The sequence below is a fragment of the Pseudomonas sp. KH_046_2 genome (assembly GCF_057838985.1).
In genome coordinates, this window is sequence record NZ_CM174480.1 from 1632657 (window position 1) to 1655222 (window position 22566).

At 59.8% G+C, this 22566-nt stretch carries 24 protein-coding genes; 9 read left to right on the forward strand and 15 right to left on the reverse strand.

Annotated features, from left to right (window positions below; genetic code table 11):
* Window positions 1-5 precede the first annotated feature (5 nt).
* The 3 genes from AC3IX1_RS07445 to AC3IX1_RS07455 are packed head-to-tail and all read right to left on the reverse strand — an operon-like array spanning window position 6 to window position 2314.
* Window positions 6-569, reverse strand: coding sequence for a peptidylprolyl isomerase (locus tag AC3IX1_RS07445; protein ID WP_489387695.1), 564 nt, complete (start codon window positions 567-569; stop codon window positions 6-8).
* Between the two features lie 3 nt (window positions 570-572).
* Window positions 573-1376 (reverse strand): alpha/beta fold hydrolase, encoded by an 804-nt coding sequence (locus AC3IX1_RS07450; RefSeq protein WP_489387696.1) that lies wholly within the window; start codon window positions 1374-1376, stop codon window positions 573-575.
* 14 nt (window positions 1377-1390) lie between these two features.
* A complete protein-coding gene (locus AC3IX1_RS07455) occupies window positions 1391-2314 on the reverse strand; it encodes a PA3225 family LysR-type transcriptional regulator (RefSeq protein ID WP_008018223.1) in 924 nt (307 codons plus the stop codon).
* 49 nt (window positions 2315-2363) lie between these two features.
* Between AC3IX1_RS07455 and AC3IX1_RS07460 the strand changes: the two genes are divergently transcribed.
* The 3 genes from AC3IX1_RS07460 to AC3IX1_RS07470 all read left to right on the forward strand — a co-directional run bounded on the left by AC3IX1_RS07460 (window position 2364) and on the right by AC3IX1_RS07470 (window position 4659).
* The gene (locus AC3IX1_RS07460) at window positions 2364-2678 is read left to right on the forward strand and encodes a hypothetical protein (protein WP_057400659.1); all 315 of its coding nucleotides are present in this window, start codon (window positions 2364-2366) and stop codon (window positions 2676-2678) included.
* A gap of 160 nt (window positions 2679-2838) precedes the next feature.
* Window positions 2839-3438 carry an FMN-dependent NADH-azoreductase gene (locus AC3IX1_RS07465; protein ID WP_489387697.1) on the forward strand — a complete coding sequence of 200 codons (600 nt, stop codon included), beginning with the start codon at window positions 2839-2841 and terminating at the stop codon, window positions 3436-3438.
* Window positions 3439-3792: 354 nt separating this feature from the next.
* Window positions 3793-4659: a carboxylate/amino acid/amine transporter gene (locus tag AC3IX1_RS07470; protein WP_489387698.1), complete on the forward strand. Its 867-nt coding sequence runs from the start codon at window positions 3793-3795 to the stop codon at window positions 4657-4659.
* A 60-nt stretch (window positions 4660-4719) separates the two neighbouring features.
* On the opposite strand, the gene AC3IX1_RS07475 is transcribed toward AC3IX1_RS07470, so the two are convergent.
* The gene (locus tag AC3IX1_RS07475) at window positions 4720-6018 is read right to left on the reverse strand and encodes a mechanosensitive ion channel family protein (protein ID WP_489387699.1); all 1299 of its coding nucleotides are present in this window, start codon (window positions 6016-6018) and stop codon (window positions 4720-4722) included.
* A 191-nt stretch (window positions 6019-6209) separates the two neighbouring features.
* On the opposite strand from AC3IX1_RS07475, the gene AC3IX1_RS07480 reads away from it, so the two are divergent.
* Window positions 6210-7550, forward strand: coding sequence for a DEAD/DEAH box helicase (locus AC3IX1_RS07480; RefSeq protein WP_489387700.1), 1341 nt, complete (start codon window positions 6210-6212; stop codon window positions 7548-7550).
* A gap of 160 nt (window positions 7551-7710) precedes the next feature.
* Here AC3IX1_RS07480 and AC3IX1_RS07485 read toward each other — a convergent pair whose 3' ends face one another.
* The 4 genes from AC3IX1_RS07485 to AC3IX1_RS07500 all read right to left on the reverse strand — a co-directional run bounded on the left by AC3IX1_RS07485 (window position 7711) and on the right by AC3IX1_RS07500 (window position 10701).
* Window positions 7711-8445 (reverse strand): DUF899 domain-containing protein, encoded by a 735-nt coding sequence (locus tag AC3IX1_RS07485; RefSeq protein ID WP_489387701.1) that lies wholly within the window; start codon window positions 8443-8445, stop codon window positions 7711-7713.
* 191 nt (window positions 8446-8636) lie between these two features.
* The gene (locus AC3IX1_RS07490; protein ID WP_489387702.1) at window positions 8637-9506 is read right to left on the reverse strand and encodes a DUF6279 family lipoprotein; all 870 of its coding nucleotides are present in this window, start codon (window positions 9504-9506) and stop codon (window positions 8637-8639) included.
* A gap of 77 nt (window positions 9507-9583) precedes the next feature.
* Entirely contained in the window at window positions 9584-10306 is a 723-nt protein-coding gene (locus tag AC3IX1_RS07495) for a TorF family putative porin (RefSeq protein ID WP_489387703.1), read from the reverse strand.
* 206 nt (window positions 10307-10512) lie between these two features.
* The gene (locus AC3IX1_RS07500; protein ID WP_015096330.1) at window positions 10513-10701 is read right to left on the reverse strand and encodes a hypothetical protein; all 189 of its coding nucleotides are present in this window, start codon (window positions 10699-10701) and stop codon (window positions 10513-10515) included.
* A 351-nt stretch (window positions 10702-11052) separates the two neighbouring features.
* Here AC3IX1_RS07500 and AC3IX1_RS07505 point away from each other — a divergent pair, with 351 nt between their 5' ends.
* From AC3IX1_RS07505 to AC3IX1_RS07515, 3 genes are all read left to right on the forward strand, one after another.
* On the forward strand, window positions 11053-11889 hold the full coding sequence (locus tag AC3IX1_RS07505) for a CvfB family protein (protein WP_008018234.1): 837 nt from the start codon (window positions 11053-11055) through the stop codon (window positions 11887-11889).
* A 196-nt stretch (window positions 11890-12085) separates the two neighbouring features.
* Window positions 12086-13018: a DMT family transporter gene (locus AC3IX1_RS07510; RefSeq protein WP_489387704.1), complete on the forward strand. Its 933-nt coding sequence runs from the start codon at window positions 12086-12088 to the stop codon at window positions 13016-13018.
* Window positions 13019-13307: 289 nt separating this feature from the next.
* Complete coding sequence (locus AC3IX1_RS07515; RefSeq protein WP_007972508.1) at window positions 13308-13436, forward strand: PA1414 family protein; 129 nt, start codon at window positions 13308-13310, stop codon at window positions 13434-13436.
* Window positions 13437-13522: 86 nt separating this feature from the next.
* On the opposite strand, the gene AC3IX1_RS07520 is transcribed toward AC3IX1_RS07515, so the two are convergent.
* The 6 genes from AC3IX1_RS07520 to speB all read right to left on the reverse strand — a co-directional run bounded on the left by AC3IX1_RS07520 (window position 13523) and on the right by speB (window position 19215).
* Window positions 13523-13774: a phosphopantetheine-containing protein gene (locus AC3IX1_RS07520; protein ID WP_056721421.1), complete on the reverse strand. Its 252-nt coding sequence runs from the start codon at window positions 13772-13774 to the stop codon at window positions 13523-13525.
* A gap of 70 nt (window positions 13775-13844) precedes the next feature.
* Window positions 13845-14570 carry an MBL fold metallo-hydrolase gene (locus AC3IX1_RS07525; RefSeq protein WP_489387705.1) on the reverse strand — a complete coding sequence of 242 codons (726 nt, stop codon included), beginning with the start codon at window positions 14568-14570 and terminating at the stop codon, window positions 13845-13847.
* Window positions 14571-14655: 85 nt separating this feature from the next.
* Window positions 14656-16035, reverse strand: a complete 1380-nt coding sequence (locus AC3IX1_RS07530; RefSeq protein ID WP_489387706.1) for a sodium:solute symporter family protein — start codon at window positions 16033-16035, stop codon at window positions 14656-14658.
* Window positions 16036-16265: 230 nt separating this feature from the next.
* A complete protein-coding gene (locus AC3IX1_RS07535) occupies window positions 16266-17777 on the reverse strand; it encodes a purine-cytosine permease family protein (RefSeq protein ID WP_489387707.1) in 1512 nt (503 codons plus the stop codon).
* Between the two features lie 55 nt (window positions 17778-17832).
* Window positions 17833-18255: a YybH family protein gene (locus AC3IX1_RS07540; protein WP_489318808.1), complete on the reverse strand. Its 423-nt coding sequence runs from the start codon at window positions 18253-18255 to the stop codon at window positions 17833-17835.
* Window positions 18256-18264: 9 nt separating this feature from the next.
* Window positions 18265-19215 carry an agmatinase gene (gene speB, locus AC3IX1_RS07545; protein ID WP_007984912.1) on the reverse strand — a complete coding sequence of 317 codons (951 nt, stop codon included), beginning with the start codon at window positions 19213-19215 and terminating at the stop codon, window positions 18265-18267.
* Window positions 19216-19568: 353 nt separating this feature from the next.
* Between speB and AC3IX1_RS07550 the strand changes: the two genes are divergently transcribed.
* Entirely contained in the window at window positions 19569-20462 is an 894-nt protein-coding gene (locus tag AC3IX1_RS07550; protein ID WP_007972518.1) for a LysR family transcriptional regulator, read from the forward strand.
* Between the two features lie 5 nt (window positions 20463-20467).
* Complete coding sequence (locus AC3IX1_RS07555) at window positions 20468-21064, forward strand: tRNA-uridine aminocarboxypropyltransferase (protein WP_489387708.1); 597 nt, start codon at window positions 20468-20470, stop codon at window positions 21062-21064.
* A gap of 145 nt (window positions 21065-21209) precedes the next feature.
* Here the strand turns inward: AC3IX1_RS07555 and AC3IX1_RS07560 are convergent, their stop codons facing one another.
* A complete protein-coding gene (locus AC3IX1_RS07560; protein WP_489387709.1) occupies window positions 21210-22565 on the reverse strand; it encodes an HlyD family type I secretion periplasmic adaptor subunit in 1356 nt (451 codons plus the stop codon).
* Between the last annotated feature and the right edge of the window lies 1 nt (window position 22566).

Sequence of the window (22566 nt, forward strand, 5' to 3'; positions counted from 1 at the left end):
TAGTCTCAGTCGATGCGCTTGGCCGACTTGATGAAGACAGGATCGGCCGGCACGTCGCGCATGCCGTTTTTGCTGGTGGTAGGCGTATTGACGATGATATCGACTACATCCATGCCCTTGACCACTTTGGCGAACACGGCGTAGCCGGCATCGCGGCCAGGATCAAGGAAGTCGTTGTCCTTGACGTTGATGAAGAACTGGCTGGTGGCCGAGTCAGGATCAGAGGTGCGTGCCATCGACAGCGTGCCACGCACGTTATGCAGGCCGTTGCTGGCTTCGTTCTTGATCGGGTCTTTGGTTGGTTTCTGCTGCATCGAGGAGGTGAAACCACCGCCCTGGGCCATGAACCCCGGGATCACCCGGTGGAAAATCGTGTTGTTGTAGAAGCCGCTGTCGACGTACGCAAGAAAGTTCTTGGTACTGATCGGGGCCTTGACCGGGTCCAGTTCGATTTCGATCTGGCCGTTGGTGGTGTCCAGCAGCACATGCGGTGCTTTTTCCGGCGTCGCGGCCATCAGGTTGGCGGCAAACAGGACGGAGCCTGCGGCGAGGGCGATTTTTTTCAGCATGGGTCAGTGATCCTGAGTGGTGGTGTCGACTGCGGTCAGAAACTCCAGCAGTGTCTGGTTGAAGTGTTCCGGCTGGTCCAGCGGCGTGGCGTGGCGTGAATCGGCGATCACCACCAGCCGCGCGTCGGGCAGCAGTTTTACGTAGTTTTCCTTCAGCGCCACCGGCGTGTAGTCACGGTCGGCGCTGACGATGAGGGTTGGACAGGTGACCTTTGAAAGTCGTTCCTGGACCCCCCAGCCGACAATGGCATTGAAGCTGGCGAGATAAGCATGTTTGTCGTTTTTTGCCCAGCGTTCGGCCATCTTTTGTCGCAAGTCGGCCTGCTCGGGTTTCGGGAACAGCTTGCCACCCAACGCCTTGCCGATGGTGCCCAGGCTGAGTGCGCGCATCAGGCTCCAGCGCTTGAGCCACTGCCAGTAGTCATCGCGGCTGCGCAGTTTGACCTCGGGCGCGCTGTTGACGATGCACAGGCTCTTGAGCAGTTGCGGCTGATCCACGCCCAGCTGGAAGCCGATCATGCCGCCCATGGACAGGCCGACATAGTGTGCCGGACCGAGATTGAGGTGCTCGATCAGTGCAATCAGGTCGGCGCTGAATCCGGCAATGCTGTAGCGCTCCCGGGGTTTGTCCGAACGGCCGTGACCGCGCACATCCGGGACGATCACCCGGTAGCGGGTGGCAAGTGCCGGGATCTGTTTTTCCCAGTCCAGCGTGCTGGAGCCAAGACCGTGGACCAGCAGCAGCGGCGTGCCGTGGCCGTATTCCTCATAGTGCAGGTTGCAACCTTCGTGTTCGAAATAGGCCATGCATACACTCCGTGTCAGGCTTGTTCGGGGGCGGCGAACGGTGCGTCCAGTGGTGCGGTGTCAAACGTACGCAGCAGTTCGATGAGAATCTGCGTGGCCGGCCCGAGCGGTTTGTCCTTGTTCGAATACAGGTAGAAGCTCGGGTTACGGCTGCCGCCCTGATCCAACGGTAGCAGCTTGAGCGTACCCTCCTTGAGTTCCCGTTCGATCATGTGCCTGGGCAGCCAGGCAAACCCCAGGCCGCTGCTGACGAAGGTCGCGGCGGTGGCCAGGCTGCCGACGGTCCAGCGCTGTTCGGCACCGAGCCAGCCGACGTCCCGTGGTTGCTGGCGGCCCGAGTCGCGGATCACCACTTGCATCTGGCTTTCCAGGTCCTGGAAGCTCAATTCGCGGTTGAGGCGGTGCAGGGGATGTTCCGGGTGGGCGACCGCGACGAACTCGACGTCGCTCAATTCCGCGCCCAGGTAACCGGGGATACTGAAGCCCGTGATGGCCAGGTCGGCCACGCCTTCGAGCAGGACTTCCTCCACACCCGACAGCACTTCCTCACGCAGGCGCACCCGGCAGCCACGGCTTTGCGGCATGAAGGCGGTCAAGGCGCGGACGAGGCGGGCGCTTGGGTAAGCGGCATCGACCACCAGGCGCACTTCGGCTTCCCAGCCCTGCTCCATGTGATGGGCCAGGTCTTCGAGTTGGCTGGCCTGTTTCACCAGTTGCCGGGAACGGCGCAAGAGCACGCCCCCGGCTTCGGTCAGCACGGCTTTGCGTCCGTCGATGCGCAGCAACGGCACGCCGAGTTGATCCTGCATGCGGGCCACGGTGTAGCTGACTGACGATTGCGAGCGATGCAGCGCCTCGGCGGCCTGGGCGAAACCACCGTGATCGACCACGGCTTGCAGCGTTCGCCATTGATCAAGGGTCACGCGGGGCGCTTTCATGTTGAGCTCCTCTTGTCCTAAGCTGGCAGCCCTTATTGGAGGCTGCTGAATGAAAAAATTCTGTTGTGTGCTGCTGGCGCTGCTGCCGCTGACGGCGATGGCTTACCCGATCGATGTGAAGAAAGACCTCAACGGCATGAAGATCGATTACCAGACCTACGACACGGATAACGACATCGGCTCCATTCAGGTGGCCAACTACGGCGACGTCGATGCCAGCTGCAAGGCCGTTTTCATCAATGGCCCGGAAGCACCGCGTACCCGCAAGATCGACGTCCCGGCCGGCAAGCACAAAAATGCCACCGCCAAATTCACCCGCAGCATCATCAAGCTGCGCATCGAGCTGACCTGCACCCCGAAATGACAGCAATCTCATGTGGGAGCGAGCTCCCACATGGATATGGTTTGCTTATAAACGAATTTATCGATGGGTTATAGCAATTATTTGCGCTTTTTCATCGATATGACTCTGTTTAACCTTCACTCCATCGACCTACAGCATTCTCAGATGGAGGCTACATCCCATGTCCCGCGTTCTGATCATCGAAAGCAGTGCCCGTCAGCAAGACTCGGTTTCCCGCCAGCTGACCCAGACCTTCATCAGCCAGTGGAAAGCGGCTCACCCGAATGACCAGATCACCGTCCGGGACCTAGCCGTCAAGCCGGTGCCGCACCTGGACATCAACCTGCTGGGGGGCTGGATGAAACCCGCCGAGCAGCGCAGCGACATCGAACAGGCGTCCCTGGAACGCTCCAACCAGTTGACCGACGAATTGCTCGCCGCCGATGTACTGGTCATGGCCGCGCCCATGTACAACTTCGCGATCCCCAGCACCCTGAAAGCCTGGCTCGACCACGTGCTGCGTGCCGGCGTGACCTTCAAGTACACCGATACCGGCCCGCAAGGCCTGCTCAGCGGCAAGCGTGCCTATGTGTTGACGGCTCGCGGCGGTATCTATGCCGGCAGCACCGCCGATCACCAGGAACCGTACCTGCGCCAGGTCATGGGCTTCATCGGCATCCACGACGTGACGTTCATCCACGCCGAAGGCATGAACCTGGGCGGTGACTTCCAGGAGAAAGGCCTGAACCAGGCGAACGCCAAGCTTTCGCAAGTGGCCTGACCGGTTAATCGCCAGATAATCGCTGGATGGTCTAGTGACCTGGCGCAACCCTTCAAGCCTGTACGCGCATCGAACCTCCCTTCGCACTTGTTGCTCCTGAGTGCCCTGGCCCGATTGAACGCTTTAGCGAGATCGGGCTTTTTTTTGCCTGCGATTTTATAGACACCCACGCAACCCTGTAGGAGTGAGCCTGCTCGCGATGACGGAGTGTCAGACGACAATGATGTTGACTGATCCACCGCTATCGCGAGCAGGCTCGCTCCTACAGGGACTTGTGTGTTTTCCGACAGCTATCGGGGATCGCGATTCAAAGCAAAACCCGCTATCGTCGCCGCCATTCGAAATGAGGCGAGCATGGGCTATCTACTTTTTGTCACGCTGATCCAGGCGTTTTCCTTCAGTCTGATCGGCGAATACCTGGCCGGTCATGTCGACAGTTACTTCGCCGTGCTGGTACGTGTGCTGCTGGCAGGGCTGGTGTTCATCCCGCTGACCCGCTGGCGCTCGGTGGAACCGGCGTTCATGCGCGGCATGCTGCTGATCGGCGCGTTGCAGTTCGGCGTGACCTACGTCTGCCTGTACCTGAGCTTTCGCGTACTGACGGTGCCGGAAGTGTTGTTGTTCACCATCCTCACACCGCTGCACGTGACCCTGATCGAAGATGCGCTCAATCGTCGCTTCAATCCCTGGGCCCTGGTCGCAGCGCTGGTGGCGGTGGCGGGGGCGGCGGTGATTCGCTTTGACCGGATCAACCCGGACTTCTTCATGGGTTTCCTGTTGCTGCAACTGGCCAACTTCACCTACGCCGCCGGGCAGGTGCTCTACAAACACCTGGTCGCGCGCCACCCGAGCGATCTGCCGCATTATCGACGCTTCGGCTACTTCTACCTCGGCGCACTGGCGGTGGCGTTGCCGGCGTTTCTGTTGTTCGGCAAACAGAATTTCCTGCCCGAAGCGCCGTTGCAATGGGGCGTGCTGCTGTTCCTCGGTCTGGTCTCGACCGCTTTGGGGCTCTACTGGTGGAACAAGGGCGCGTGCCTGGTCAACGGCGGGACATTAGCGGTGATGAACAACTTGCATGTGCCGGTGGGGTTGCTGATCAACCTGCTGATCTGGAACCAGCATGAAGAACTGGGGCGGTTGTTGCTCGGTGGCTCGGTGATTTTGCTGGCGGTGTGGATCAGTCGGTTGGGTATACGCAAGCCTTTGGTCGTTCACTGAACCCTGGATAATCCGATATCCCTGTGGGAGCAAGCTTGCTCCCACAGTTTTTTTGGGGTGTTACACCCTGCGCTTTTCGGCTTCGGGAATATGGCTCGCGCCCAGTACCGCCGGCAGTATCCCCGCACGCAAATCCGATCCGCTGGGCTGCTGATAAAGACTCAACCCAAACTCCGGCAGCACCGCCAGCAGGTAGTCGAAAATATCCCCCTGGATCCGCTCGTAGTCGGCCCACGCCGTGGTGCGGGTAAAGCAATAGATTTCCAGCGGAATACCCTGGGCCGTGGTCTGCATCTGGCGGACCATGCAGGTCATGTTCGGCTGGATTCCCGGGTGACTCTTCAGGTAGGCCAGCGCATAGGCACGGAAAGTGCCGATGTTGGTCATCCGCCGGCGATTGGCCGACATGGCTGCGACGTTGCCCTGGGCTTCGTTCCAGGCCTTGAGTTCGGCCTGTTTGCGGGTCATGTAGTCAGTGAGCAAGTGCACCTGAGACAGCTTCAGCTCTTCGTCGTCACGCAGAAAGCGTACGCCGCTGGCGTCGATGAACAGGCTGCGCTTGATCCGGCGGCCACCGGAAGCCTGCATGCCGCGCCAGTTCTTGAACGACTCGGACATCAGGCGCCAGGTCGGAATCGAAACGATGGTCTTGTCGAAGTTTTGCACCTTCACCGTGTGCAGGGTGATGTCTACCACGTCGCCGTCGGCGCCGACCTGAGGCATCTCGATCCAGTCGCCGACCCGCAGCATGTCATTGCTGGTCAACTGCACGCTGGCGACGAACGACAGCAGAGTATCCTTGTAGACCAACAGGATCACCGCCGACATGGCGCCCAGACCCGACAGCAGCAACAGCGGCGAGCGGTCGATCAGCGTGGCGACGATGATGATCGCGCCAAACACGTACAACACCATTTTCGCCAGTTGCACATAGCCTTTGATCGAGCGGGTGCGGGCGTGCTCGGTGCGGGCGTAGATGTCCAGCAGCGCGTTGAGCAGGGCGCTGACCGCCAGCAGCAGAAACAGGAAAGTGAAGGACAGGGCGGCGTTGCCGAGGAAGTTCAGGCTGGTTTTGCTCAGGTCCGGCACTAGATTGAGACCGAACTGGATCACCAGCGAAGGCGTGATCTGCGCCAGGCGATGGAACACCTTGTTCTGTAGGAAATCATTGACCCAGTGCAGGGCCGGCTGGCGGCCGAGCATTTTTGCCGCGTGCAGAATGAGGTAGCGCGCCACCCGTCCGAGGAACAGTGCAATCGCCAAAAGCAACAACAGCGACAGGCTGGAGTGCACGAGCGGGTGCTGATCGAGGGCACCCCAAAGGTCCAGGATGTTGATCCAGAGCTGTTTGATATCCATGGTCGAAACGATTCTTCTGTAAGGCGCGAGAGGGGATTAGAGCATTTAAGACGCTTTGTATTACGTTTCGGGAAAAATCAGGCAACAAAAAACCAACTGTTTACCGCCATTTGTATAAAGAAACTCGGCCTGAGCGCTCGAAACCGTTACCCTATGCAGCTGTTTTTTTGTATTTCTTCGAGGTAGCACCCGTGTTTTCCGAATTCGCCCTGCACGAACGCCTGCTTAAAGCCGTGGCCGAGCTTAAATTTGTCGAGCCTACGCCTGTGCAAGCAGCGGCTATTCCGCTGGCGCTCCAAGGGCGTGACCTGCGGGTGACAGCGCAAACCGGCAGCGGCAAAACCGCTGCATTCGTTCTGCCGATCCTCAACCGCCTGATCGGCCCGGCCAAGATCCGCGTCAGCATCAAGACCCTGATTCTGCTGCCGACTCGTGAGCTGGCCCAACAGACTTTGAAAGAAGTTGAACGCTTTTCGCAGTTCACCTTCATCAAGTCTGGCCTGATCACCGGTGGTGAAGACTTCAAGGTCCAGGCCGCCATGCTGCGCAAGGTGCCGGACATCCTCATCGGCACACCGGGCCGGATGATCGAACAATTAAACGCCGGCAACCTCGACTTGAAAGAAGTTGAAGTGCTGGTGCTCGACGAAGCCGACCGCATGCTCGACATGGGCTTCGCCGATGACGTTCAGCGTCTGGTCGACGAATGCACCAACCGTCAGCAGACCATGCTGTTCTCGGCCACCACCGGTGGTTCGGGCCTGCGCGAGATGATCGCCAAAGTCCTGAACAACCCTGAGCACCTGCAGCTCAATGCGGTCAGCCAGCTGAACGAAACCACCCGTCAGCAAATCATCACCGCTGACCACAACCAGCACAAAGAACAGATCGTCAACTGGCTGCTGGCCAACGAGACCTACCAGAAGGCCATCGTGTTCACCAACACCCGTGCCATGGCCGATCGCATTTACGGTCGCCTGGTGGCGCAGGAATACAAGGCGTTCGTGCTGCACGGCGAGAAAGACCAGAAGGATCGCAAACTGGCGATCGACCGTCTGAAGCAGGGCGGGGTGAAAATTCTTGTGGCTACCGACGTTGCCGCTCGCGGTCTGGACGTGGACGGCCTGGACCTGGTGATCAACTTCGACATGCCACGCAGCGGCGACGAATACGTGCACCGCATCGGTCGTACCGGCCGCGCCGGCAACGATGGCCTGGCCATCTCGCTGATCTGCCACGGCGACTGGAACCTGATGTCGAGCATTGAGCGCTACCTCAAGCAGAGCTTCGAGCGCCGTACCATCAAGGAAGTCAAAGGCACCTACGGCGGACCGAAAAAGGTCAAGGCCTCGGGCAAGGCTGTCGGTGTGAAGAAGAAAAAGACCGACGCCAAGGGCGACAAGAAAAAAACTGCCGCCAAGACCCCGACCAAGCGCAAGAGCGCCAACCGGCCAAAGAGCGATTCCCTGGTCAGCAAGGACGGCATGGCTCCGCTCAAGCGCCGCAAGCCGGAAGCGCCGGCGGCTGAATAAGTCGTTGTCGTGACCCAAAAAAAACCGGACTGATGTCCGGTTTTTTTATGTGCGCCCAGCCCGCTCCCACAGGGGCTTGGTGTGAACACATATCTTGTGTACGACACAAAACCTGTGGGAGCGTGGCGTGCCCGCGAAGGCCGCGCCTCGGTGTCAGGGGCTAACCACCATGACAGCAGCTCGACTTCTCCTGTTCCTCATATTTGTCATGGTGCCGTACCCACTCCATGATTTCGTCCTCGTTGCGCCCCTTGGGCGTCAGATCGAGGTAGTTGTAGGCACCGACCAGCATGTCCAGGCCCCGGGCATAGGTGGAGTAGGTGTGGAAAATTTCGCCGGCGTCATTACGATAAAACACGCTGAGACCGGGGAGTTCTTCCTCGGAACCGTCGGTTTTTTCGTAGTTGTACGTAGCCTTTCCGGCGGCGACCTCTTCGGCTCGGGCACAGACGCCAAAGTCGTAGTTGAAATCGCATCCTTCTGACGACACCCAATCGAATTTCCAGCCCATGCGTCGCTTGAACGCCTGGAATTCAGCGAAAGGTGCGTGGGAAACCGCCACCACTGCAACGTCGTGGTGGGCCAGGTGCTGGTTGGCGCCGTCGATGTGATCGCTCAGGTACGAGCAACCGGGGCAGCCCTCGTCCCAGCCCTCGGCGAACATGAAGTGATAGATGACTAACTGACTGCGGCCGCCAAACAGGTCAGCCAGTTTCAGTTCGCCGTGGGGCCCCTGGAAGTGGTAGTCCTTGTCGATTTTCACCCAGGGCAGGGCGCGGCGTTCGGCGCTGAGTTTGTCCCGTTCCTTGGTGAAGGCTTTCTCGCGGGCCAGGTGCTGTTTGCGGGCGGCGAGCCATTCTTCCCGCGACACGACGGGATGGTTCTGAATGTTCATATTGTTTTCTCCTGCGTGGGGCGGGGAGGTGACCTACACAGCCTAGTCGTTTGGCAGGTGTGGAATTCGACATGCCGCCGGTCGGTCGTCAGCAAAAAGTCCGGCTGATCGACAGCGGTATTCCCGGCAATGATCACCCGCGGCAGGCTCTGGACGAGCAGGCTCGCTCCCACAGGGGGCTTGTGTTGCAGTCAGTCTTGTTTCGCAGCTTTCAAACACTTCAAGTCGCTGAAGTCCTTCCTCACACCCTCGATTTTATTCAGCAGACGTTCGCGTTGGTTCGGCGTGCTTTCAGCCATCAGATCCACGAACAGCGAACGTGCCTGGGCCTCGGTGTTGGCAAAGGCCTGACGATAGGCAGGTGTCCACAACCTCTCACGATTGACCAGAAGTGTCTCGATACGTTGTGGGAATTGGGGGCTGTGGCGTTGGGCAACAGCCGCACTGAACTGCTTCTGCCAATGGACGCGGTTGGCAAGCCACTGGGTGTTCTGCTCGCCCAGGGCGTTGGACCATGCGGTTACCCGTTGTTGCTGGGTAGTGCTCAGTGGCCCGAGCCAGTTGTTCAAGCGCTTCTCCATGCGCGCGCCGCGCTCCTTGATCTGCTGGTCGAGGGAGGGCTTGAGGTATTCCTCCTGGCGTTTGCGCTGGTCCTTGGCAAAGGCGTCGTTCATTTCGGCGACTTGCTTGTCATCCAGCCCTTGCAGCAGCTCGATGGCCGACGGGGTTATTTCCCGCGCGGTCTCGGCGATCGCCTGTTCGGCTTCGTGGGCGCGGGCCTGCAAGGCGGCGTCGGTGACCTGGTTGGCGGCGATCATGGTTTGCAGGCGGTCCAGCCAGTCGAGGTAGCCGGGCAGTTGGGTGGTGCAGTGCCAGCTCAGGTGTTCCTTCAGGCGTTCGTCCAGCCAGCTTTTTTGCTCGCCGTTCATGTCCAGGTAGTCGCTGAGCGTCCACGGGATGATCACATCGAGATTGCGGTAGGCCAGGCCCATGCGGCTGCACGCGCCGAGTGTGAGGGCGATGGTCAGCACTACGGCGATGTGATTGAACCAGCGGGACATGGGCGAGTCCTTGCGATAGCCAGCTTTCGGGGTCTGATTCTCATGTGAACCCAGGATGAGCCAGGCAGTTCAGCCGATCAATAAAAGGCGTGCTCGGCCTTGAGGGTGACCAGCCCGTCGCACTGGCTGTTGTGCCCGGCATAGGCCGAGCAACTGCTGCCGCTCAAGCTGGAATCGCTGTAGATCAGGTCGAGGTCGATGCCCATGAATGGGCGGGACAGTTTCAGCGACCAATCGGCATAACTGCCTACATACCCGCCATCCACCGCCACTGGCGTGTTGAATTGGTGGGTGGTGTATTTCAGGCTGATGCCGACGCCGAATGGTTGGTTGCCGCTCAAATCAGCGAACAGCGTGTTGTTCTGTTTGTCCGGGTCATTGCTGAAAGCGATGCCGAAACGGCTGCCGAGCAAAGTCAGGCCGCCGAACAGTTCCTGGCTGTCGAGAGTCGTGACTTGCGGGTAGCTGTAGCGGATCAAGCCCACTTCGTAGCCGAGGGTTTGGTCGAAGGGTTGTTTAAAGCCTGCGTAGGAATCGATCTCGAGGTTTTTCCCCGGGCTGATGCCCATGCTGGGCGACCATTGACCCATGTAGAAACCGCTGTCGTGGCTCAGGTCCAGGCCACCGTGGAACGAGCCAACGGCCGAAGGTTTGACCAGGCCCTGGGCCATGCTGCGGGTGGGGGTGGTGCCGAGCTTGAGGTCGAAGGCACCCAGCTCACGCTGAAAGATTTGTGCGTGGGCTACGGAGCAGGCCAGCAGGCTGCCGAGCAATGCCAATAAACAGGAAGGTTTGAACATGCGTCACTCCATGAACAGCGAGGGCAGGCTGGCAGGCCCGCTGGAACGCTTGATCCAGACGCGTGCAAGGATACCGGCGAATGATCGGCAATGCAGGCCGTTCGTCGATTTCTACGGGATTTGAGGGAGTGGCGGAGGAGTAGCGAGGGTTCCAGTCCAAGCGCTTCGAAGCTCAAAGCGCTTTGGGACCAGGTGACGCGAGGGGTTTACTTTTTGCCCAGGGTGATCTGCTTGGACGGGCCGAACGTCTGGCCGCTGACGCCTTTGGCAATTTGCTGGATTTCACCGCCGGACTTGAGGAACGCAGCGATCTGGCTGTTGATCGATTCGCTGGTTTCGACGGCTGGAGCTGGCTTTGCTTTGCTGGTGGATGCTTTTACGCGCATGGCGGCCATTAACCTGTAGAAAATTAACTTGGCCAGGCATCGTACAGGAATTACCTGATAATTGCTTGGCAAATATCCCCTCGGCATATTCGTGAGGGCGGGGTAATTAGTCACCGGCCAATATTCGAAATATGCACCTAAGCCGCTGTTTTAACTAATAACATTGCCTGGAAAAATACCGCGTGACGCTGGCCTGGGCATGGCGTAAATGCCCGGATCGGCCTGACGAGCGGCCAGGTGTGCGATGAAAACCCGTGAAAACCAAGGCCTTCAGAGGATTTTCTCGTACCACCGGGCCGGGTGCCGAACGCGGGGCTTAAAACCGGGTAGAATGCCGCCCACGCAATGAGGGTATTGGACATGGCTTTAGTCGGGCGTTACAACAGTTTGCAAGTGGTTAAACACACTAACTTCGGTTTATATCTGGACGGTGGCGCGGATGGCGAAATTCTTCTGCCTAATCGTTATATTCCAAAAGATATTCCTACCGAAGATGAAGACTGGCTCAACGTTTTTGTTTATCTGGACAGCGATGACAAACTCATCGCAACTACTGAAAAACCGAAAGTTCAAGTCGGTGAATTCGCCAGTTTGAAAGTTGTTGAAGTCAACAGCATCGGCGTATTTCTGGACTGGGGGTTGCCGAAAGACCTGTTGCTGCCGTTCTCCGAAGAGAAGCGTCAGATGACGGCGGGCGAGTATGTGGTGGTGCACGTCTATCTCGACAAACACACCCGTCGCATCACCGCGACCGCGCGCCTGGATCGCTACCTGGACAAGACCCCGGCCAACTACACCGCGGGCCAGGAAGTGGATCTGCTGGTGGCCGAAGCCACGGACATGGGCTTCAAGGCCATCATCAACAACAAGCATTGGGGCCTGATCCACAAGAACGAAATCTTCAAGTTCATGCGCGCCGGTAAAGAAGAAAAGGGCTTCATCAAGGAAGTTCGCGCCGACGGCAAGATCAGCCTGAGCCTGCAGCCGGTCGGCCAGGAAGCGGCCACCAGCCTGAACTCGAAGATCCTCGCCAAGTTGCGCGAAAACAACGGCAGCCTGGCGGTGAGCGACAAGAGCGATCCGGCGTTGATCAGCAGTCTGTTTGGTGTCAGCAAGGGCAACTTCAAGAAGGCCATCGGTGCGTTGTACAAGAATGGCCAGATTGTCATTCATGCCGATCGCATCGAACTCAGTTGATGTGCTGACAAGACAGAGGGCCAGGATGGCGCAAGCAGAGAAGTAGAGGTCTCTGGCGGGCGGCATTTTCTGGCCTTCTGGTTAATAATCGACAACATGATTTTTCGCCCCGGTGATTTCTTTTCAACGAGAAGGCCGGGGTTTTGCTTTTTTACTGCCGAGTCTTTGCCATGGATTGTGTCTTCGAGGTGTTCCGGTGAGCGCCACCCGGCGCAGCGCCGACGGGTTTGCCCTGCAAGTGATGGTCGGGTTGTGCCTGGTCTGGGGCGTTCAGCAGGTGATGATCAAGTGGGCGGCGGCCGATATCGCGCCGGTGATGCAGGCGGCCGGACGTTCCGGTATGTCGGCGTTGCTGGTCGGGCTGCTGATCTGCTGGAAGGGCGGCTGGAACCAGGTGGGTGCGACATGGCGCGGCGGTCTGTTGGCCGGTGCCTTGTTCGGCCTGGAGTTCTTCTTCATTTCCGAAGGCCTGCAACTGACCACAGCGGCGCACATGTCGGTGTTTCTCTACACCGCGCCGATCTTCACCGCATTGGGGGTGCACTGGTTGCTGCCCAGTGAGCGATTGCGGCCGTTGCAATGGCTGGGGATCGTCCTGGCCTTTATCGGGATTGCCATTGCCTTTGCCGGTGGGGTGTCCTGGGACAACCTTGATTACCGCATGTTGATGGGCGATGCCTTGGGTGTGCTGGCGGGTGCCGCCTGGGGTGCGACCACGGTGGTGGTGCGCGCCTCGCGCCTGTCGGAAGCGCCGGTGACCCTGACGCTGTTCTATCAGTTGATTGTCGGCTTCTTCGGCTTGTTGTTGATCGCGCTGCTCAGCGGCCAGATCACCCATGTCAGCCTGACCCATGTGGCGGTGGCCAGTGTGCTGTTCCAGGGCGTGGTCGTGTCGTTCTTCAGTTACCTGATCTGGTTCTGGCTGCTGCGCCGTTACCTGGCGGCCAACCTCGCGGTGTTTTCGTTCATGACGCCATTGTTCGGCGTCACCTTCGGTGTGGTGCTGCTCGGCGAGGAACTGAGCCTGAACTTCGTCATCGGTGCCGTGCTGGTATTGGCGGGCATCACTTTTGTCAGCGCCGAACAGTGGTTGCGTCGTCGTTTGCGCAAAGCCCTCGGGCAAAACTGACCGGCGCGAGCAACAGACCGCCGGCGATCAACAAGCCGCAGCCGGCGACCACCAGTGCCCGCAAAGGCATGGTCGAGGCAACCTGAATGCCTGGATCGAGCAGCAACAGGTGGTTTTTCCGCCGGCACGGGTGCGGGCACGGGAAATGGCCTGAACACAGGCTGATTGTGATGGATTCAGTAACAGATCATTGTGACTTTGCACGAGCATTGCGTAGGACTTCGGACTATTATCTGTACGAAGGGGCTACAGAACTTTGGCCGCTCGGCACTACCCTGAAGGGGGCACCATGAAAGAGAAAATCCAAAACTGGCTGCATGACCTGGGCGTCGCTCTCGGTTTGATCGAGCCGCCTCTGCAACCCGTGCCTGTTCGTACTGACGATGAACAACGTCGGCGCCAGCAGCGACGCCGGTAATGGCAGATGACATCTGACAGGTGAAAGGTTTCCCGTGGCGAGGGAGCAAGCTCCCTTGCCGCTTCGTGTACGCTTGATCACCAGCCTTAGTACCGCCCGATCTCCAGCAAGAACCGGCTCAAATCATTCGCCGTCCTGGCGGTCTTGAGCATCCGGTCTTCCTCCACCGTAAACGCCGTGACACCCAGTTCATCTTCCAGATGGAAGATCAGCTCTTCGATATCATTTTTATCCAATCCCAACTGCGCCAGGCTGGCGTTGTCGTCGAAGTCATCCCGACCTTCCAGAAGGCGGCTGATGTAGCGATGTACGACAGCACGAAGGGCGGCTTCTTTCATGATCGTTCTTCGAGGAGGTGGGTGTGATTCTCCCTGCCGGTGCAGTTCCTGTCGTTGAGTACAGCAGGCTTTAGCCGTGTGAGCGCTGCCATTCGTCAATCATGTTGCGCAAATGCTCCCCGGAAAAACTGCCGAAATGCCCGCCATGCACCGTGCGGATCGACAGCGCGTGCAAGCGTTGCAGGCTGCGGTCGTAGTCATCGAGGTTGGAGTGGTAGGCGTCTTCGATCAGCGGGCCGTCGTAGATGATGTCGCCGCTGAACAAAGTCTCGGTGGCGGCTTCGTACAGGCAGATGCCACCCGGCGAGTGTCCCGGTGTGTGCACGACCTGCAACACCCGATTGCCCAGGTCCAGCACATCGCCATCTTCGACAAACCCCGTGGCCGGTGCGGCCTTGACCCGGTATTCGGCGTAGCACAGCGGGCAATCAGGGTGCGCCTCGAACATGTCGTCGCCGACAAAGGCTTTGCTCAGGTCGTTGTCGCCATCCGGCGCGGCGAGAATGTCCGCCTCGGCCGGATGCACCAGGCGTTCAGCGAATTCGTGATGACCGGCGATGTGATCGAAATGGCAATGGCTGGCCACCGCCACCAGCGGCCGCTCGGTGATCCATGGCAGTTGCTCGCGCAGGCTGACCAGGCCCGAGCCGCTGTCCAGCAGCAGGTCTTTGTCACGGCCCTGGATGTGCCAGAGGTTGCAGCGGTAGAAAGGCCGGATGTACGGCTCGTGAATCAGGCGGATACCGTCACTGAGATGTTTCACCTCAAACCACTGGTCGCGGCTGACGATCTTCATGTGCAGTTTCCTTCAGACGAAAAAAAACGAGTGTGGCAACCGACGCCACACTCGTCGAAGAAAGCATCAAGTCGTTATGTTCAGCTTAGGCCGCGCTGGCCACAGTCACCGGTCGACGGGACAGCAGGCTGACTGCAACAAAGCTCACCAGACCTACACCAAGGCTGTAGTAGATCGGGGTGTTGGCGTCCAGACCGTCCTTGAACATGAACAGCAGCGCGGTGGCGAAGCCCATGCCCATGCTGGCGATAGCGCCGGCGGTGGTGGCGCGTTTCCAGAAAATCGCACCCATCAGCGGGATCAGCATGCCGCCGACCAACAGGTTGTAGGCCAGGGTCAGGGCGCTGATCACGTCGTTCACGATCAGGGCGATACCCAGTACCACGATGCCGGTCAACAGGGTGAACAGGCGGTTGATCGCCAGGCTCGACTGTTTACCGCCGCGCAGTTTCGGCAGCAGGTCTTCGGTCAGGGTGGTAGCAGCGGCGAGCAGGCCGGCGCTGGCGGTGGACATCATGGCGGCCAGTGCGGCAGCGATCACCAGGCCACGGATACCGTCCGGCAGGGACAGTTTCACAATCGCGGCGAAGGCGTTGTTGACGTTGTCCAGATCCGGGATCAGTACGTGGGCAGCCATGCCGATCAGGGCGCAGGCCAGGCCGTAGAGGATGCAGTAGATGCCGGCGGCGGTACCGGCAACCTGAGCCACTTTGGCGGTCTTGACGGTGAACACCCGTTGCCAGATGTCCTGACCGATCAGGATGCCGAAGAAGTAGATCATGAAGTAGGTGATGATGGTGTCCCAGCCGATGGTGGTGAAGCTGAATGCGGTCGCAGGCAGTTTCAGTACCAGTTCGTCCCAGCCGCCGACGCGGTACAGGCAGATTGGCAACAGGATGAACATCAGGCCTACGGTCTTGATCACGAACTGGACGATGTCGGTCAGGGTCAGGGACCACATGCCGCCGATCGCCGAATAAATCACCACCACGCCACCGCCGACCAATACCGACAGCCAGAACGGCAGGTCGAACAGCACTTGCAGCACGGTGCCAATGGCCAGGATCGAGACCACGCCGATCATCAGCGCATACGCCAACATGATCACCGCGCTCGCGGAGCGGGCCATCGGGTTGTAGCGTTTTTCCAGGACCTGGGTAACGGTGTAGATCTTCAGTTTCAGCAGCGGTTTGGCGAGGAACAGGTTCAGCGCCACGATCCCGCAACCCAGGGCCGCACACAGCCAGAAGCCGGAGATGCCATGCACGTAGCCCAGACGCACGGTGCCCACGGTGGACGCGCCGCCCAGAACGGTGGCAGCCATGGTGCCCATGTACAGGCTCGGGCCGAGGTTACGACCGGCGACCAAAAAGTCTTCGTTGGTCTTGGCCTTGCGCATGCCGTAGTAGCCGAGTATCAGCATCGCGGCGGCGTAGATGAGTACGACGAATAAATCCAAAGCCATTGTGGCGTGTCTCCGATTGTCTTTTTTATGTGGAACTAAAACTGCATTACTGTGATGTCGACGCCGTGTGGCGAGGGGGCTTGCCCCCGTTGGGTCGCGAAGCGACCCCAAAACCTGACAATGCGGTTCTTCAGTTAGAACCCGTTATCCGTATTGCGACTGCTGCGCAGTCGAACGGGGGCAAGCCCCCTCGCCACAAAGGCTTCTGGACACAATGTCTGCGTGTTGAATCAGGCGACTTGACGCATCGCCGGTTTAGCGAGCGAATCCGTGCTCTTGTTGCGAAGGTCGTTCGGGCCATACACAGCGTTGGCTTCCGGGAACACTTTGAGCAGAACCAGGTACACCAGCGAGGCCAGGCCCAGGGTCACCGGCAGGCTGATGTCGATACCACCGGCCATTTCGCCCAGCGGCCCGACAAACTGACCCGGCAGGTTCACGAAGCACAGGCCGACGGCCGCGCTCGGGATCCAGGCGCCCAGGCCACGCCAGTTCCAGCCGTGGGTGAACCAGTAGCGGCCACCTTTCTCGCCGCGGGTGAACACTTGCAGGTCATCCGGGCAGTAGAAGCCGCGACGCACCAGCAGGCCGATGATCATGATCACCATCCATGGGGTGGTGCAGGTGATGATCAGCACGGCGAAGGTCGACACGCTCTGCACCAGGTTGGCCGCGAAGCGCCCGATGAAGATGAAGGCAATCGACATCACACCGATCAGCAGCGTGGCCTTGACCCGCGACAGCACCCGAGGGAACACGCTGGACATGTCCAGGCCGGTGCCGTAGAGCGAGGTGGTGCCGGTGGACATGCCGCCGATCACCGCGATCAGGCACACCGGCAGGAAGAACCAGCTCGGGGATACCGCTAGCAGGCCGCCGACATAGTTGTTGGCCGCGATGTAGTCCGGTGCCTTGACCGCGACAATGGTGGCGGTGACGAGGCCGAACAGGAATGGAATCAGCGTGGCGAGTTGCGCGGCAATCACCGACACCATGATCCGGCCTTTGGGCGTATCGCGCGGGATGTAGCGCGACCAGTCGCCGAGGAATGCACCGAAAGAGATCGGGTTGCTCATGGCGACCAGTGCTGCCCCGATGAACGCCGCCCAGAAACCGGCCTGGCCCATGGCGACGGTGCCGGCGTACTGGCTGTCGAATGCAGGGGCGAAAGCGAAAACCCCCAGCAGGAACAGCAGGCTGGCTGCCCACACCGCAATGCGGTTGACCCACAGCATGAAGCGGAAGCCATAGATGCACACGGTCAATACCAGCAGCGCGAACAGACCGTAGGCCAGGCCCAGGGTCAGATCGGTTTCCGGCAGATCGATCAGGCGTTTGGCACCGCCCACCAGCGCATCGCCCGAACTCCAGACAGAGAGCGAGAAGAACGCGATAGCGGTCAGCAGCGACAGGAAGGAACCGACGATTCGCCCGTGTACCCCGAAGTGCGCACCGGAAGAGACGGCGTTGTTGGTGCCGTTGATGGGGCCGAACAGGCCCATCGGCGCCAGGATCAGCGAGCCGAGTACCACGCCCAGCACAATCGCCCAGACGCCCGCCTGAAAGGACAGGCCGAACAGTACCGGGAAACTGCCGAGCACGGCGGTGGCAAAGGTATTGGCGCCGCCGAAGATCAGGCGAAACAGATCGCTGGGCTTGGCGTCACGCTCATTGTCCGGGATCTGTTCGACCCCGTTTGTTTCGATGCTGCTAAGGCTTTTTTCGTTGTTTTTGTTATTCATGATCTGCTCCGATCATAAAGGCGCGCTCATCGTATGTGAGCGTCGCCTGTGTTGGCTAAGGGGTTGGCAGCCCTTCCGGCATCGCGGACAAATGTTCGTGGCAGGCCAGCCATAGGCCTTGTTGTTCTTGGCCAGACGCTTGTTTCTTGAAAACAATCGTCTCGCGCTCCTGGCTGAAGTGTTGCTCCCCTTGCATGCGCAACTCGGTGGCCACGTCATGGATGAAAATCGCCACGTCACCCTGCAGGCTGACGAAAGCGTTGCTTGAAGTGCACGAGAGCACCTCGAAGCCATCCTCAGAGCGCCAGCCGTCCCACATCGCCTGATAGGCGTCGCGCGACAGCAGGGGCTGTTCGAGGGTGTAGAAGACGAAGCTGGCATCGGCGCTGAACGCGCCGAAGTAGGCTTCGCGATCGTTACGGGCAAAAGCGGACACCAGATCGGCGGCGGCTTTGAGCACCTGATCACGTTCGTTCATGACCGATCCTCAGCGGTGGACTACGCCAGGCAGTACGCAGAGCATTTCGTACAGCAGGTTGGCGGCCAGCAGCGAGGTGTTGCCGGTGGTGTCGTAAGCGGGCGAGACTTCTACCAGATCGCAACCGACCAGGTCGAGGCCTTGGCAGCCACGAACGATCTCGATCGCCTGAATGGTCGTCAGACCGCCGATTTCCGGGGTTCCGGTACCCGGAGCCCAAGCAGGGTCAATGCCGTCGATGTCGAAGCTGAGGTAAACAGGACCGCCGCCGACTTTTTCGCGGACTTCAGCCATCAAAGGCTCCAGCGATTTGTGCCAGCACTCTTCGGCCTGAACCACACGGAAGCCCTGGTTGCGGCTCCAGTTGAAGTCGTCAGCGGTGTAGCCCTGGGCGCGCAGGCCGATCTGCACGACACGGTCCGGATCCAGCAGGCCTTCTTCGACGGCGCGGCGGAAGGTGGTGCCGTGGGCGATCTTCTCGCCGAACATGTGGTCGTTCACATCGGCGTGGGCGTCGATGTGCACCAGGCCGACCTTGCCGTGCTTTTTATGGATGGCACGCAGGATCGGCAGGGTGATGGTGTGGTCGCCGCCCAGGGTAAGGGGGATCACATCGTGTTCGAGGATGTTGTCGTAGGATTCTTCGATGATCCGTACGGCATCCAGCAGGTTGAAGGTGTTGATCGCGATGTCGCCGATGTCGGCAACCGACAGCGAGTCGAACGGCGCAGCGCCGGTCGCCATGTTGTACGGGCGGATCATCACCGATTCGGCGCGGATTTCGCGAGGTCCGAAACGGGTGCCGGGGCGCAGGGAGGTACCGATGTCCAGCGGCACGCCGACGAAGGCAGCGTCCAGGCCGGCAGCGGTATTCAAATGGGGGAGCCGCATCATGGTGGCGATGCCGCCGAAGCGCGGCATTTCGTTGCCGCCCAGTGGTTGGTGAAGAATCTTGTCCACGGGTAGGGCCTCATCGTCGTTGTTTTATTTATTTAGGTAAGCCGTTCACGGGAGTACGGGCGAACCTTGTGGCGCCGATTCTGCGAAATGTAGTGGCCGGGAAGAATCGCTACGGGCAAATACTTAGTTCAGATTTTTCTAAACTAATGGCGGAGGGAGCTATAGACTTCATGCCATGCGCAAGACCCTGTGGCGAGGGGGCAAGCCCCCGTTCGGCGGCGCAGCCGCCGTAAATCACGCTGACGCGGTTTGCCTGATGCACCTCGGATGACGGGTTTGGGGCCGCTGCGCAGCCCAACGGGGGCAAGCCCCCTCGCCACAGTGTTCCGCGTCGATCTTTGGAGAGAGTCCCCATGGCCAACGCTTTACCCGACCTGAAACTATTGCGCATCTTCGTCAGCGTGGTGCGCCATCAGGGGTTCGCCAACGCCCAGCAGGAGCTCAATCTCTCGACGTCGGCCATCAGCACCTACATGAGTCAGCTCGAAGCAGCTCTTGGCCTGGTGCTGTGTCATCGCGGCCGTGGCGGTTTCAGCCTGACCAGCAAGGGCGAGTTGTTCCATCAGGAAACCCTGCGTCTGTTGGGCGAACTCGAAGGCTTCGAGCAGTACGCCGCCGCCCTCAAGGGCGAGTTGCGCGGCACCTTGAACCTCGGTGTGATCGACTCCACGGTCAGCGACAAGGCCCTGCCGTTCGCCGAAGCCATCGGCGCCTACAGCCAGGAACACCCGGCCGTGCACTTGCACCTGTCGGTGATGAGCCCTTACGAATTGCAACTCGGCGTGCAGGACAACCGTCTCGACTTGGCCATCGGTGCGTTTTCCACGCGCATGAGCGGCCTGGTGTACATGCCGCTGTACCGTGAACAACACTGGTTGTATTGCAGCACGCGGCATCCGCTGTTCAACGAGCGGCGTATTCCCGAGCAAGTCATCACCCAGCAGCGCATGGTCGGTCGTGGCTACTGGAGCCAGGCCGAACTGGCGCGCCACGGTTTCAAGCACAGCGCCGCAACGGTGGAAAGTATGGAGGCCCAGTTGATTCTGGTGCTGTCGGGCGCCTACATCGGCTACCTGCCGGAGCACTACGCCCAGGCCTGGGCCGACAAGGGCGACTTGCGGGTGTTGCTGCCGGCGACCTTTGGTTATCAGGCGCCGTTCTCGATGATCGTGCGCCGGGGCCGTAGCCGCGAGCCGCTGATCCAGACCTTCCGTGATCTGCTCAAAGCACAACTGAATCAGGCGTAAAGACGATGTCCAGAATTCAATGTCCGCGCTGCCTGCGCCCGCAAAGCCACTGCCTGTGCCCGTTGATCCCGAGCCTCGACAGCCGCACCCGGGTACTGTTGTTGCAGCATCCGAGCGAAGTGAACCATGCGTTGAATACTGCGCGTCTGGCGGCGCTTGGGTTGAAGAATGCCGAGTTGATTGTGGGGGAAGTGTTCGAGGATTTGCCGACGCTGTTGAATCAGCCGGGGTATCGGGCGCGGTTGCTGTTTCCCGGCGAAGATGCCCAACCGATGCAGGCTTGTGCCGCGACGGACGAACCCTTGTTGCTGGTGGTTCCCGACGGCACCTGGCGCAAGGCGCGCAAGATGCTGCACCTCAATCCGCTGCTGGCGGCGTTGCCGAGGGTGACACTGGCCGAAGGCGGTGTGTCCCGCTATCGCCTGCGCAAGGCGCCGGGGCCGGGAGCGTTGTCGACGGTGGAGGCGATTGTGCAGGCGCTGGAAACCCTCGAAGCGCCGGCGACGTTTGCGCCGTTGCTGAAGCCGTTCGAGGCGTTGATCGAGGGGCAGATTGCGGCGATGGGGGAGGAGGTTTTTCAGCGTAATCATGCCGAGATGTGATCGTTGTATGTGCCGGCCTCTTCGCGGGCAAGCCCGCTCCCACAGGTTCAGTGGCGTTCGCAGATTTTGTGTACACAACGGACACTGTGGGAGCGGGCTTGCCCGCGAAGAGGCCGGTTCAGTCACTGTAATCCTCGAAGAATGACTACCTTTCCCGCATCGCCTCGGTCCGCGCTTTCAACACCGGTTTAAGCAAGTAATCCAGTACCGTTTTCTCCCCGGAAATAATGTCCACCGTCGCCACCATCCCCGGGATGATCAGCAGCGGTTTCACATCCCCGCCCAAATGGTTTTTATCGGTACGCACCTGAATCAGATAGAAACTGTTGCCCTTGTCGTCGGTGATGGTGTCGGCGCCGATCAGTTCCAGTTTGGCGCTCAGGCCGCCGTAAATGGTGTAGTCGTAGGCACTGAACTTGACCATGGCTTTCTGGCCCGGATGCAGGAATGCAACGTCCTGCGGGCGCACCTTGGCTTCGATCAGCAGGTTGTCTTCCAGCGGCACGATTTCCACCATGTCACTGCCGGGCTGGACCACGCCGCCGATGGTGTTGATCTTCAACACCTTGATGATGCCGTGCACCGGCGAGACCACTGTGGTGCGGGTGACACGGTCGTCGATGGCGATGCTCGACGCCGTTATTTTCGACAGGTCGGTGCGTTTCTCGTTCAGCTCTTTGGCGGCTTCCGAGCGGAAGGTTTGCTCCGACTCGTCGATCTTGCTTTTGATCTCGTTGATCGCCGATTCCGCCCGGGGAATCGCCAGGGTGGTGGCGTTCAGCGAGCCGCGAATCTCCACCGCGCTGCGTTTGAGCCGCAGGATTTCCACCGGAGACACCGCACCGGTGCCCACCAGCGGTGCGGACATGTTCATCTCTTGTTGCAACAACGCCAGGCTGGAACTGAATTGCCCCTGTTTCGAGCGAAACTCCGCCAACTCCTGGGTTTTTTGCCGAAGTTGTTCGCTCAGGGTGCGCTGCTCGCTGGCCAGTCGCCGCTGTCGTTGCTCGTACAGCGAGCGCTCGTCTTCGGCCACTTGCGGAGCCTTGGCGATCACTTCTTCCGACAGCTTGAACGGCCGGCCTTCGGCTTCGGCCGAAAGCCGTTCGACCTGCGCGGTCAAGGCATAGCGATCGGCTTCGCTTTCGCCCTTGTTCGACAGGTAGCGCGTGTCATCCAGGCGCAACAAGGTATCGCCCTTGTTCACCATTTGTCCTTCGCGGACGAAAATCTCAGTGACGATGCCGCCCTCCAGGTTCTGGATCACCTGGACCTTGCTCGACGGAATCGCCTTGCCTTCGCCCATGGTCACTTCCTGCAACACGGCGAATTTGGCCCAGACCACTGCGCTGACCACCAGCGCGGCGGCCAGCCACACGGTGATCCGCGACCAGCGCGGTGAGTCCTGCAAGGAGGCGCCGGCGGTTTCCGGCATGAACTCGGTCTCGGCACTTTTGTTGAAACTGTCGAAGTAGCCACGGGATCCTTGATCGGCAGACATG

Coding starts and splice junctions, on each gene's coding strand:
- AC3IX1_RS07550 (WP_007972518.1), top strand. CDS start 19,569: ATGGCCAACGCTTTACCCGACCTGAAACTATTGCGCATCTTCGTCAGC.
- AC3IX1_RS07495 (WP_489387703.1), bottom strand. CDS start 10,306: ATGTTCAAACCTTCCTGTTTATTGGCATTGCTCGGCAGCCTGCTGGCC.
- AC3IX1_RS07555 (WP_489387708.1), top strand. CDS start 20,468: ATGTCCAGAATTCAATGTCCGCGCTGCCTGCGCCCGCAAAGCCACTGC.
- AC3IX1_RS07540 (WP_489318808.1), bottom strand. CDS start 18,255: ATGAACGAACGTGATCAGGTGCTCAAAGCCGCCGCCGATCTGGTGTCC.
- AC3IX1_RS07460 (WP_057400659.1), top strand. CDS start 2,364: ATGAAAAAATTCTGTTGTGTGCTGCTGGCGCTGCTGCCGCTGACGGCG.
- AC3IX1_RS07505 (WP_008018234.1), top strand. CDS start 11,053: ATGGCTTTAGTCGGGCGTTACAACAGTTTGCAAGTGGTTAAACACACT.
- AC3IX1_RS07525 (WP_489387705.1), bottom strand. CDS start 14,570: ATGAAGATCGTCAGCCGCGACCAGTGGTTTGAGGTGAAACATCTCAGT.
- AC3IX1_RS07450 (WP_489387696.1), bottom strand. CDS start 1,376: ATGGCCTATTTCGAACACGAAGGTTGCAACCTGCACTATGAGGAATAC.
- AC3IX1_RS07515 (WP_007972508.1), top strand. CDS start 13,308: ATGAAAGAGAAAATCCAAAACTGGCTGCATGACCTGGGCGTCGCTCTC.
- AC3IX1_RS07535 (WP_489387707.1), bottom strand. CDS start 17,777: ATGAATAACAAAAACAACGAAAAAAGCCTTAGCAGCATCGAAACAAAC.
- AC3IX1_RS07490 (WP_489387702.1), bottom strand. CDS start 9,506: ATGTCCCGCTGGTTCAATCACATCGCCGTAGTGCTGACCATCGCCCTC.
- AC3IX1_RS07470 (WP_489387698.1), top strand. CDS start 3,793: ATGGGCTATCTACTTTTTGTCACGCTGATCCAGGCGTTTTCCTTCAGT.
- AC3IX1_RS07560 (WP_489387709.1), bottom strand. CDS start 22,565: ATGTCTGCCGATCAAGGATCCCGTGGCTACTTCGACAGTTTCAACAAA.
- AC3IX1_RS07530 (WP_489387706.1), bottom strand. CDS start 16,035: ATGGCTTTGGATTTATTCGTCGTACTCATCTACGCCGCCGCGATGCTG.
- AC3IX1_RS07455 (WP_008018223.1), bottom strand. CDS start 2,314: ATGAAAGCGCCCCGCGTGACCCTTGATCAATGGCGAACGCTGCAAGCC.
- AC3IX1_RS07520 (WP_056721421.1), bottom strand. CDS start 13,774: ATGAAAGAAGCCGCCCTTCGTGCTGTCGTACATCGCTACATCAGCCGC.
- AC3IX1_RS07465 (WP_489387697.1), top strand. CDS start 2,839: ATGTCCCGCGTTCTGATCATCGAAAGCAGTGCCCGTCAGCAAGACTCG.
- AC3IX1_RS07475 (WP_489387699.1), bottom strand. CDS start 6,018: ATGGATATCAAACAGCTCTGGATCAACATCCTGGACCTTTGGGGTGCC.
- AC3IX1_RS07500 (WP_015096330.1), bottom strand. CDS start 10,701: ATGGCCGCCATGCGCGTAAAAGCATCCACCAGCAAAGCAAAGCCAGCT.
- AC3IX1_RS07445 (WP_489387695.1), bottom strand. CDS start 569: ATGCTGAAAAAAATCGCCCTCGCCGCAGGCTCCGTCCTGTTTGCCGCC.
- AC3IX1_RS07485 (WP_489387701.1), bottom strand. CDS start 8,445: ATGAACATTCAGAACCATCCCGTCGTGTCGCGGGAAGAATGGCTCGCC.